Origin of the sequence: Amycolatopsis sp. DSM 110486 (assembly GCF_019468465.1) — a bacterium.
In the GTDB taxonomy this organism is placed as follows: domain Bacteria; phylum Actinomycetota; class Actinomycetes; order Mycobacteriales; family Pseudonocardiaceae; genus Amycolatopsis.
The window spans coordinates 2,261,815-2,272,929 of sequence record NZ_CP080519.1; the positions used below are offsets into that span (position 1 = coordinate 2,261,815).

Annotated in this window: 8 protein-coding genes; 3 read left to right on the top strand and 5 right to left on the bottom strand. The window is 70.8% G+C overall.

Features of this window, described 5'->3' with window-relative positions; translation table 11 throughout:
* The first annotated feature begins 119 nt into the window (after positions 1-119).
* Positions 120-3,827, top strand: a complete 3,708-nt coding sequence (locus K1T34_RS10890; protein ID WP_255638443.1) for a BTAD domain-containing putative transcriptional regulator — start codon at positions 120-122, stop codon at positions 3,825-3,827.
* Here K1T34_RS10890 and K1T34_RS10895 read toward each other — a convergent pair whose 3' ends face one another.
* Genes K1T34_RS10895 through K1T34_RS10915 form a run of 5 tightly spaced genes read right to left on the bottom strand, consistent with a single transcriptional unit; the run spans position 3,828 to position 8,814 of the window.
* Positions 3,828-5,201: a GH1 family beta-glucosidase gene (locus K1T34_RS10895; RefSeq protein ID WP_220244151.1), complete on the bottom strand. Its 1,374-nt coding sequence runs from the start codon at positions 5,199-5,201 to the stop codon at positions 3,828-3,830.
* Positions 5,194-6,018, bottom strand: a complete 825-nt coding sequence (locus K1T34_RS10900; protein WP_370643669.1) for a carbohydrate ABC transporter permease — start codon at positions 6,016-6,018, stop codon at positions 5,194-5,196. The genes K1T34_RS10895 and K1T34_RS10900 overlap by 8 nt, the downstream gene beginning before the upstream one ends.
* Positions 6,018-6,926, bottom strand: a complete 909-nt coding sequence (locus K1T34_RS10905) for a carbohydrate ABC transporter permease (RefSeq protein ID WP_220244153.1) — start codon at positions 6,924-6,926, stop codon at positions 6,018-6,020. The genes K1T34_RS10900 and K1T34_RS10905 overlap by 1 nt, the downstream gene beginning before the upstream one ends.
* A gap of 8 nt (positions 6,927-6,934) precedes the next feature.
* Entirely contained in the window at positions 6,935-8,206 is a 1,272-nt protein-coding gene (locus tag K1T34_RS10910) for an ABC transporter substrate-binding protein (protein WP_220244154.1), read from the bottom strand.
* A gap of 14 nt (positions 8,207-8,220) precedes the next feature.
* Complete coding sequence (locus tag K1T34_RS10915; protein WP_220244155.1) at positions 8,221-8,814, bottom strand: LuxR C-terminal-related transcriptional regulator; 594 nt, start codon at positions 8,812-8,814, stop codon at positions 8,221-8,223.
* A gap of 176 nt (positions 8,815-8,990) precedes the next feature.
* Between K1T34_RS10915 and K1T34_RS10920 the strand changes: the two genes are divergently transcribed.
* Together K1T34_RS10920 and K1T34_RS10925 are read left to right on the top strand one after the other, a co-directional pair.
* Positions 8,991-10,181 carry a glycoside hydrolase family 3 N-terminal domain-containing protein gene (locus tag K1T34_RS10920; protein ID WP_220244156.1) on the top strand — a complete coding sequence of 397 codons (1,191 nt, stop codon included), beginning with the start codon at positions 8,991-8,993 and terminating at the stop codon, positions 10,179-10,181.
* Positions 10,182-10,239: 58 nt separating this feature from the next.
* The gene (locus K1T34_RS10925; protein ID WP_220244157.1) at positions 10,240-11,115 is read left to right on the top strand and encodes an oxidoreductase; all 876 of its coding nucleotides are present in this window, start codon (positions 10,240-10,242) and stop codon (positions 11,113-11,115) included.

Below are 11,115 nucleotides of genomic sequence, written 5' to 3' on the forward strand. Positions count from 1 at the left end.
CAGCGCCCCGCTGAGCGGGACTGGCCATGGGCCCGGATACTGGCCACTCGTACGATGCCGGGTGATCACCGGCTCCCGGTAAGCTCGTCGAGTCAGACCGGTACGTCGAATGGAACGGCATGCCAGGGGATGCGCACAGCGGGTTGCGGGTGGACGTGCTCGGCCCGTTGCGGGCCTGGCGGGGTCCGGCCGAGATCAAGCTCGGGCCAGCGCGCCAGCGTGCCATCTTCGCGATGCTCGCGGTCAACGCCGGCCGCTCCGTGCCGCGCGCGGAGCTCATCGCGGGGGTGTGGGGCGACTCGCCGCCCGCCAGCGTCGAGGGCAGCGTGCACACCTACATCTCGGGGCTGCGGCGCGCGCTCGACCCCGAGCGCACCAAGTGGGCGGCCTCGGGCGTTCTCGTGTCCGACGCCGGAGGCTATTCACTCGCGCTGGAGCCCGGAGGCCTCGACGCGGCCGTGTTCGAACGTCACCGCGAGCAGGCGCAGCAGCACGCCGCCGCCGGTGATCACGACAAGGCCGCCGCGGAGTACGACGCCGCCCTCGCCCTCTGGCACGGCGAAGCGCTGTCCGGCGTGCCCGGCGAGTTCGCCGAGCGCCACCGCGAGCACCTGGCCGAGCTGCGGCTCGACACGCTGGAGCGCCGCGCCGCTGCCGTGCTGGAGCTCGGCGGCCATCAGGATCTGATCGCGGAGCTGACAGTGCTCGTCGGCGAACACCCGCTGCGGGAGGCGGTGCGCGAGCCGCTGATGCTCGCGCTCTACCGCAGCGGCCGGCACTCCGACGCGCTCGACGTGTTCCGCGACGCCCGCGCCACCCTGCGCGCGGAGCTGGGCGTAGAGCCCGGACCGCGGTTGCGGGAGCTGCACCAGCGCGTGCTGGAGCAGGATCCCGCGCTGGACCTGCCCAAGGCGAAGGCACCGGAGCCCGCGGCCGGCCCCGAGCCGATTTCCGTGCTGCCACCGCGCGTCAGCCGGGCGCTGGACGACGGGGACGACAGCCCGTTGTTCGGCCGCGAAGCCGAGTCGGCGCAGCTGAGCGAGCTGCTGGCCGAGGTCCGCGACGGGCGGGGCCGGGCCGTGTGGATCGAGGGCGAGCCGGGCATCGGGAAGTCGGAGCTGCTCACCCGCGTATTCAGCCACGCCACCGGCGGCGGGCTGCAGCTCGCGTGGGTCGCGGCGGACGAGCTGAGCACCCGGTTCCCGCTGCAGGTGATGCTGGAGTGCCTCGCGATCGACGCCGCCTCACCGGATCCGCGCCGCGCGCGCGTGGCGAAGGAGCTGATGGGCGAGGGGCCGACGCAACGCGCGTGGGGTTCGAGCGACCCGGTGCTCGGAGCGGTCGACCGGCTGTTGTCCCTGGTGGACGAGCTGTGCGCCGACGCCCCGCTGGTGCTCGTGGTCGACGACCTGCAGTGGGCCGACGAGTCGAGCGTGCTCGTGTGGCACCGGCTGTGCGCGGCGACGCGGCAGCTGCCGTTGCTGCTCGTGGCCGCGACCCGGCCGGCGCCCGACCGCGCGGAGCTCGCCCAGCTGCGCCGCGGCGTCGAGTCGCGCGACGGCGTGGTGCTGGACCTCGAACCGCTGGTGTCCGACGACGTCGTGCGGCTGATCGAAGGGCTGCTCGGCGCGGATCCCGGCCCCGGCCTGCGTGAGCTGGCCGCTCGTGCCGCGGGAAACCCGTTGTACGTCAAGGAAATGGTCGACGTCCTCGTGCGCGCGGGTGCGGTGGAGGTGGACAGCGGCTACGCCGACGTCGACGACCCCGCCGAGTTCGAGACGCCACGCTCGCTCGTGGCGGCCGTCGACCGGCGCCTCGACTTCCTGCCGGCCGAGACGCAGGACGTGCTGCGCTGGGGAGCGTTGCTGGGCATGGAGTTCGCGGTCGGCGACATCGCGGCGGTGCTCGGCATCCGGCCGTCGGACCTGCTGGGACCGCTGGAAGAAGCGGTGGCGGCCAACGTCCTCATCGACACGGGCACGCAGCTCGCGTTCCGGCACCCGTTGCTGCGCCAGGCGTTGTACAACCGGCTCTTGTCGGGCACGCGGGCGGCCCTGCACCGGCAGGCCGCGGAGGCGCTGGCGCGGATCGGCGCGCCCGTGAAGCGGGTGGCGGAGCAGCTCGTGGCGGCGCCGTCCACTGTGGACCCTTGGGTGCTGGACTGGCTCACGGAGAACCAGACGGCCGTGACCAACCGGGCGCCGCTGATCGCCGTGGAGCTGCTGGAGCGGGCGCTCACCGCGTGCTCGGCCTCCGACCCGCGGCGCGAGGCGCTGATCACCGCGTTGGCGAAGGTGCTCTTCCGGCTGGAGCGCAACCCGGAAACCCTTGCCGTGCAAGCGCTTGATCTGTCGCAGGATCCGGAGAACGTCGCCGAGATGCGGCACCTGCTGGCCACGCTGCGGTTCCGGCGCGGGGCCGTCGCGCTCGCCGTGCAGACGCTCGAAGAGGCCGAGGACGATCCGGCGCTGCCAGAGATCTGGCACGTGCGGCGCCGGCACCTGCTGGCGAACTTCCGCCGCGGTGGGCTCGACGACCTCGACGTCGCGGAGGCCAGCGCGCACCAGGCCCGCGCGGAGGCCGACGGCGACCCGTACCTGTCGGCGCACGCGTTGCAGACGTTGTGGCTGGTGGATTCCGTGCGCCGCCACCACGAAAGCGCGCTGGCGCACATCGACGAGGCCGTCGAGGCCGTCGGCGACGAGCACGAGCTGGCCGACCTGCACCTGGATCTGCTGGACAACCGCGTGTTCACGCTGCAGAACCTCGACCGTCTCGGCGAGGCGGACCGCACGCTGCAGGCGGCGGGCGAGATCGCGCAGCGCCATTCGATGCCGATCGGCTTGCAGGTGTCGGTGGCGGTGCACCGGTACTGGGAAGGGCGCTGGGACGAGGCGCTGGTCGAGCTCGACACCGTGACGGAAGACGGACCGGCGATCACCTTCTACGGCCTGCGGGAGCCCGGCGCGGCGGCGTTGCTGCTGCACGGCGTGGCGTCGCTGATCGCCGCTCGGCGCGGCGAGCGCGGGCAAGCCGCGGCGCACCTCGACGCGGCGGAGGAGTACGCGCCGGCGACCGGTGCCGAGCGGGAGAGTTTCGACTTCCTGCTGGTGGCCAACTCGGTGGTCGCGTGGCAGCGCGGGGAGATCAAGGAAGCGCTGGCCGTCCTCGAGCCGATCCTCAACCCGACGTACGCCCAGATGATGTTGCGGCACCAGTGGCTGCCGATGTTCGTCGGCTTGGCGTTGGAGGCCGGCGACCAGGCGCTCGCGTCGCGCGGGCTGGCGGTGTGCGAGGAAGAGGCCGCCAAGGAACGCGAGCCGGCCCGGGCCCACGCGGCGACGGACTGGTGCCGCGGCCTGATCGACGGCGATCCGGCGCCGGTGCTGCGGACCGTGGAGCATTTCCGCTCGGTCGGCCGCCGCCCGGAACTGGCCGCGGCGCTGGAGGACGCGGCGGTGCTGCTCGCCCGGACCGAGGACCTGCCCGCGGCCCACGCGGCGCTGGACGAGGCCGCGGAGCTGTACACGTCACTGTCGGCCCGCTGGGACTTGCAGCGCGCGGAGAAGCGCCTGCGCGAACTCGGCGTCCGCCGCGGCGGGCGGCTCGCGGCCGCCGCCCGGCCAGGACGTGGGTGGGATTCGCTGTCGCCGCTGGAGGTCCGGATCGCGACGCTCGTGGCGGAGGGCCGGTCGAACCCGGACATCGCGACGGAGCTGGCTTTGCCGCGACGAACGGTCCAGGCTCATGTGGCGCGGTTGCTGGGTAAGTTGGAGTCGCCTTCGCGGTCCGGTGTCGCGAATGCCGTGGCGCGGCGGATCGGCTGATCAAGGCAATCGGTTGAGCTTCGCCACCTCGCCCAGGAAGCGACCCGAGTCCTTGATAGTGCGGACCTGCGTGTCGAAGTCGACGTGGATGACGCCGAAGCGCTGGGTGTAGCCCATGCCCCATTCGAAGTTGTCCAGAAGGGACCACGCCAGGTAGCCGCGGACGTCGGCGCCCTGGGCCATGGCGTCGTGGACGGCGCGGATGTGGGTGTCGAGGTAGGCGAGGCGGGCGGGGTCGTGGACGCGGCCGTCGACGACGGTGTCCTCGAAGGAGGCGCCGTTCTCGGCGACGACCAGGGGCAGGCCGCCTGTGTGGGAGTTCAGCCACACCAGCAGATCGGTGAGCGACGACGGCGTCTGCTCCCAGCCGAACGACGTCAGCGGGCCGCGGGCGGGCAGGACGTCCATGCCGCGCAGGCCGGGCAGCGGGCAGTTGCTCGGGGCGAGCGGGTCGTCCAGCGGTGCGACGCGGGCGGGGGCGTAGTAGTTCACGCCCAGCCAGTCGATGGCGGCGGCGATGAGGTCGGTGTCACCGTCCTGAATGGACGCCGCGAACCGGCCACCGTGGTGTTCGACGTCGGCCATCACGTCGGGCGGGTAGCCGCGGCCGAGGACGGGGTCGAGGAAGAAGCGGTTGTGGATGCCGTCGAACTTGCGCACGGCTTCGCGGTGGGCGTCCGTATCGCCGTCAGCCAGCGCGGGTGCGAAGTTCAACGCGAGCGAGAAGTCCTGCCCGGGACGGGCCTGTTCCGTCAACGCCCGCATCGCCAGGCCGTGGCCCAGCAGCAGGTGGTGCGCGGCGACCAACGCCGTGTCATAGTCCTGGATGCCCGGCGCGTGGACGCCGCTGCCGTAGCCGAGGAACGCGGCGCAGAACGGCTCGTTGATGGTCGTCCACTGGGGCACGCGGTCGCCGAGGGCGTCGTGGACGACGGCGGCGTAGTCGGCGAACCGGTAGGCCGTGTCCCGCGAAGGCCAGCCGCCCGCGTCCTCGATCGCCTGCGGGAGGTCCCAGTGGTACAGCGTGAGCACCGGCATGATGTCGCGGCTCAGGAGCTCGTCGACGAGCCGGTCGTAGAACGCGAGGCCCTCGGCGTTGCGGGTACGGCCGTCGGGCATCACGCGCGGCCACGCCACCGAGAACCGGTAAACGGGCAGGCCCAGCTCGGACAACAACGCGGCGTCCGTGCCGTACCGGTGGTAGTGGTCGCACGCGACCGCGCCGGTGTCGCCGTTGAGGACCTTGCCCGGCGTCGCGCTGTAAGTGTCCCAGATGGACGGTCCGCGGCCGCCCTCGGTCACCCCGCCTTCGATCTGGTACGACGCGGTCGCCGCGCCCCACCAGAAGCCGGACGGGAACTCGAGCTCAGCCATGGACAGCACCTTTCAGGATTCCCCGCACGATGTAGCGCCCCAGAACCAGGAACAGCGCGATCACCGGCAGCACGCCGAGTGTCGCGCCCGTGAGCATCAGCGCGTAGTCGGTGTAGTAGCCGCTGGCCAGCTGCGAGAGCACCACCTGCACGGTCGGCGTCTCGTTGGGGTCGAGCACCACCAGCGGCCAGAAGTAGTCGTTCCACGTGGCCATGAACGTGAGCATCGCCAGCACGGCGGCCTGCGGCCGGATCGCGGGCAGGGCCACGTGCCAGAACGTGCGCACCACCGAAGCACCGTCCACAGTGGCCGCGTCCACGAGCTCGCTGGCCACCGCGCCCTCGCACGCCTGGCGCATCCAGAACACACTGAACGCGCTCACCAGCGCCGGCACGATCACCGCCTCCAGCTTCCCGTACCAGCCGAAGTCGCCGACCACGAGGTACAGCGGGATCACGCCGAGCTGCGCCGGCACCATCGCCGAGCCGACCACGAACAGGAAAAGACTGTTGCGGCCAGGAAACCTCAGCCGCGCGAACGCGAAGCCGGCCAGGCTCGCGAGGACCACATTGGACACCATCACCGTCACGGCCACGATCAGCGAGTTGCCGATCGCCAGCCAGAAGTCGACGGTGTCGAACACGCGCCGGATGTTCTCGAACAGGTGCCCGCCCGGCAGGAGCAGCGGTGAGGTCTCCCCGATCGCCGAGTTGTCGCGGGTGGAGATCACGAATGACCAGTACAGCGGGAACAGCGAAGCACCGACCACACCGACCAACACCACGTACACCCACGCGCCCGCGCGCCGCCGCGGCATCACGGCGCGCTCACGAACCGGCGCACCAGCCGGTAGTTGAAGAACGCGAACAGCACGCAGAACACGAACATCACCCACGACAGCGCCGCCGCGTAGCCCGCGTCGAACTTGCCGAAACCCTTTTCGTACAGGTACATCGTGAGCGTCTGGAACTGCCGGTCGTTACCGCCCGTGCCACTGGAGCCCGTCGCGTCGAACAGCTGCGGCTCGGCGAACAGCTGCAGCCCGTTGACGGTGCCGGCCACGGCCGTGAACGCGATGGTCGGCCGGATGCCGGGCACCGTCACCGACCAGAACGACCGCCAGCGCGAAGCACCGTCGAGCGCCGCCGCCTCGTACAGGTCCTGCGGCACGGCCTGCATCGCCGCCAGGTAGATCAGCGAGTTGTAGCCGGTCCAGCGCCACATCACCATCGTCGCGATGGCCAGGTGCGAGGACCACTTGCGCGCCTGGAACGAGATCGGGTCGATCCCGAACCAGCCGAGCACCTCGTTGACCACGCCGTAGTCGCGGCTGTAGAGCTGCGCGAACACCAGCCCCACGGCCACGACCGACACCACGTTGGGCAGCAGCACGCCGGTGCGCCACCACGTCGCCGCGCGCAGCGGCCGGTTCAGCAGCGCCGCGATCCCGAGCGCCAGGAAGAACTCGGGGATCGCGGCGAGCAGGAAGATGCTCGTGGTGTTGAACAGCGCGTTGTAGAACCGGCCGTCGGTGAACAGCTCGGCGTAGTTCGCGAGCCCGAACCCGCCCTGGTCACCGGCGAGCAGATCCCAGTCGTGCAGGGAGACCCAGGCCGTGTAGACGAGCGGGAACGCCCCGAACACCACGAACACCGCGAAGAACGGGGCGATGAAGAGGAACGGCGTGACCTTGCGGTCCCAACGCGCCGACAGAGGGCCGCGCATGCGGGGCTCTACTTGATGGCCTCGCGGCCGAGCTTCACGGCGTCCGCCCAGGCCGCGTCGACCTTTTCGGACCCGTCCTCGATCCGCCCGAGCGCCCGGCCGAATTCCGGCCGGACGTCGGCGTCATGCAGGCCGCGGTAGTTGGGACGAAGGGTGTCGGCGGACGCGGCGTAGATCTGGCCGATCGGCGCGCCGGAGAAGTACGGGTCGGTGTGGGCCACGACCTGCGGGTCCTTGTAGACGCCCGGCTCGCTCGGCAGGATGCCGTCGGAGAGGAAGATCTTCTTCTCCTGCTCGGGCGCCGTGAGCCACTTCGCGAGGTCGTAGGCCTCCTTGGGGTGCTCGCTCTGCTTCGGGATCGAGAGGAACGAACCGCCCTGGTTGCCGCTCGCGCCGGGGACGGTCGTGACGTCCCACTTGCCGGTGTTGCCGTCGCCGCCGGCTTCCTTGATCTGCGTGAGCATCCAGGCCGGGCAGGCGATGGTGGCGAAGCTGCCCTGCTTGATCGCGACGTTCCAGGCCTGCGTGTAGGTGGTCGCGCCGGCCGTCTGGCCCTTCTGTGCGAGGGTGCCGGCGAGCATGAAGGCGTTGCGCACGGCGGGGTTCTTGTCCGCGATGTAGGAATCGTCGCGCGAGGAGAAGTAGTTCTCCGGCGACTGGTTCAGCATCGCCGTGTAAACGGTTCCAGCCGAGTCCGCGAACTTCACCTTCGGCAGCTTGTCGGTGAAGCGCTGCGACAGCTGGGCGTACGCGTCCCAGGTCGGCATGAGCGCGGCGACGGCCTTGCGGTCAGTCGGCAGGCCGGCCTGCTGGAAGAGGTCTCGGCGGTAGCACATGGCGAGGCTGCCCATGTCGGTGCCGAGGCCGAGCACGTCGCCGTCCTTGGTGCCCTGGGCCCACTTCCACGCCGCCCACTGGTTCTGCAGCTGGTCGGCGCCGTAGTCCGCGAGGTTCACGAACTTGTCCTTCACCCCGAGGTACTTGGGGATCTGCTGTTCCTCGATGGCGACGATGTCGGCCGCGCCGTGGCCCGCCGCGAGCTGCGTGGCGAGGGTCTTGAAGTGCGTGTCGAAGTCGGTGACCCGGCTCTGGATCTCGATGTTCGGATGATCCTTCTCGTACTGGGCGAAGAGCGGGGCGTAACCGAACTCACCGAAGGTGGCCACAGTCAGCTTGATCTTCCCGCCTTCGGCGGCGGAGCCGCCGCTGCAAGCGGTTACCAGCAGGAGGAGCGCGGTCGTCAGGACGGCGACGGCCGGGCGCCGGGTCAGCTTTCGCACGGGGTGAGCTTCCCTCAGATAACACCTGCGCGCAGGGCGTAGGCGACGGCATGCGGTCGGTTGCGCAGCTTCAGCCTATTGGTCATCCCGTAGATGACGTTCTTCACGGTCCGTTCCGAGTAGCACAGCTTCCCGGCGATCTCAGCGGTGTCCCAGCCCTCGGCCATCAGCCTGAGCACGTCGACCTCGCGCGGCGACAGCGCGGCACCTCCCGCGGTGTGCTGCAGGCTCTCCGCCTGGCCCAGAAGATCGCGCAGCGAGGTCTCCCTGCCCGACGCAGCGGCGGTGATGCTGCGCACGAGCCGGTCGCCCGCGATGGCCTCGCGCGGCAGCACGGCCACGACGTGGCACGCGGCCAGTTCCGGCAGTTCGTCGGCGTCGACGTACCCGGCGACGAGGACGATCGCGGCCGGCGTCTCCGAGGCGGCCGCGCGCAGGGCGGCCTTCAGCTCCGGCGTCACACGGCCGGCGGCGAACACGAGCACTGCCGCTTCCCCGCGCCGCGGGCCGGGCAGGACCTGCACCTCGGGCCGCGCCTGCAAGTGGTCGATGAGCCCCGCGAGCGCGATGGGATCCGAAGCCCACGCCGCCACCCTGACCTGATCCATCGCTGCTACCTCCCTGAAGAAACACTCATCCCGTGTCTGCCAGTCTGGAGACAGCGGCTTCACGAATTCTCTAGCCGCGATGAAGTCATCCTTCACGACGTGAAGTTGGGCTCCCACCAGGGGTTCCGCTAGCGTCGCGTCGACACCGGGAACAAACATGTAAGGAATTCATGAAGATGCCCGCACGGAAGCGGCTACCTGCGGCGATCGGCGGCGCCGTGCTGGTCGCCGGCACCCTCGCCGGATGTGCTTCCGCACACACGGTTTCCGGTACCGCGCTGGCCGAACCGAGTGCTCAGCCGAGCACGAGCGCCGCGCCGACGGTGTCTTCGGAGCCGTCACAGCCGCCGTCTTCACGGCCGGCTTCACCGTCTTCATGCGACTCGCTGATCTCTTCACTCGACGTGCGCGCGCGGGTGGCGCAGCTGGTAGTCCCGGGTGTCGACGCCGCCGATCCGGCTGCGGTGACAAAACTTGTCCAGCAGCAGCAGATCGGCGGGTTCTTCGTGGGAGGCAATAAAACCACGCTGTTGCAGAACCACGCGCTCGACGCCGTGCAGAAGGCCGCGAAGATCCCCGTGTCCGTCTCCGTCGACGAAGAGGGCGGGCGCGTGCAGCGCATCGACGACCTCGACGGCTCGATGCCGAGCGCGCGCGAGCTCGCCGCCACGAAGACGCCCGCCGAAGTCCGCGCGCTGGGCGTGCAGCGGGGCAAGCAGCTGCACGCGCGCGGGATCACCGTCGACTACGCGCCCGACGCCGATGTGAGCGACGAACCGGACGACGCGGTGATCGGAGACCGTTCGTACAGCTCGGATCCCGCCAAGGTGCGCCAGTACGCGATCGCGTTCGCCGAGGGCCTGCGCCAGAGCGGCGTGACGCCGGTGCTCAAGCACTTCCCCGGCCACGGCCACGGATCCGGCGACTCGCACAAGGGCACGGTCACCACGCCGCCGCTCGATCAGCTGCGCAAGGTGGACCTCAAGCCGTACGAGAACATCGCCGACTACGGCGCCGTGGAAGTGATGGTGGGCCACCTCGACGTGCCGGGTCTCACCGACGGCGTGCCAGCGTCGATCTCGCCCGCCGCGTACCGGCTGCTGCGCGGCGACTACCACTTCACCGGCCCGATCATCACCGACGACCTCGGCGGCATGAAGGCGATCACCGACCAGTACCCGCTGCCCGACGCCGTGCTGAAGGCGTTGCAGGCGGGCGCCGACGAGGCGTTGTTCTCCTCGGGCAACGGCGACGTCGGCGCGGTGCTCGACCGGCTCGTGAAGGCGGTGTCGAGCGGCGAGCTGCCCGCGGACCGCGTGGCCGCGTCGGTGAAGCGGGTGCTGAAGTCGAAGCACGCGTGCACCTGATCGCAGTCCACTCCGGACTAGGCTGGCGGCCGGATCACCGTCTCGGGAGGAGCACCACATGACGACGGACGCCACGGCGGCCGGCACCCTGCAGCTCGGCGGCGAGCTGGCCGTGACCCGGATGGGCTTCGGCGCGATGCGCCTGGCCGGACCCGGGGTCTGGGGGCCGCCGCAGGACCTCGCCGAGGCGTCGGCGGTGCTGCGCGAGGCGCTGGCGCTGGGCATCACGCACATCGACACGTCGGACTACTACGGCCCGCACACGGTCAACGAGCTGATCCGGACCAATCTCGCGCCCTACCCGGACGAGCTGGTGCTGGTGACCAAGGTGGGCGCGCGCCGCAGCGCCGACCGCGGCTGGCCGCCCGCGCTCAAGCGCGACGAGCTGATCTCCGCCGTCCACGACAACCTGCGCAACCTGGCCGTCGAAGCGCTCGACGTGGTGAACCTGCGCCTGGGCGACGAAACGGGCGGCTACCCCGTGGACGTGTCGATCGTGGAACCGTTTTCAGTGCTGGCCGAGCTGCGGGACCAGGGCCTGATCCGCCACCTCGGCGTGAGCCACGTGACGGGTGCGCAGCTCGACGTCGCGCGCGAGATCGCGCCGGTGGTGTGCGTGCAGAACGCCTACAACCTCGCGCACCGCGAGAACGACGACCTCGTGGACAAGTGCGCCGCGCTCGGCATCGCGTTCGTCCCGTACTTCCCGTTGGGCGGGTTCAGCCCGCTGCAGTCCTCGGCGCTCGACGAGTGCGCCGCGCGGCTCGGCGCGAAGCCGATGCAGGTCGCGCTGGCGTGGCTGCTGCAGCGCTCGCCCGCGATCGCCGTGATCCCGGGCACGTCGTCGATGGCGCACCTGCGGGAGAACGTCGCGGCCGCCGCACTCGAGCTGCCGGCCGACGTCGTCGCCGAGCTCGACGCGATCGGCGTCTGA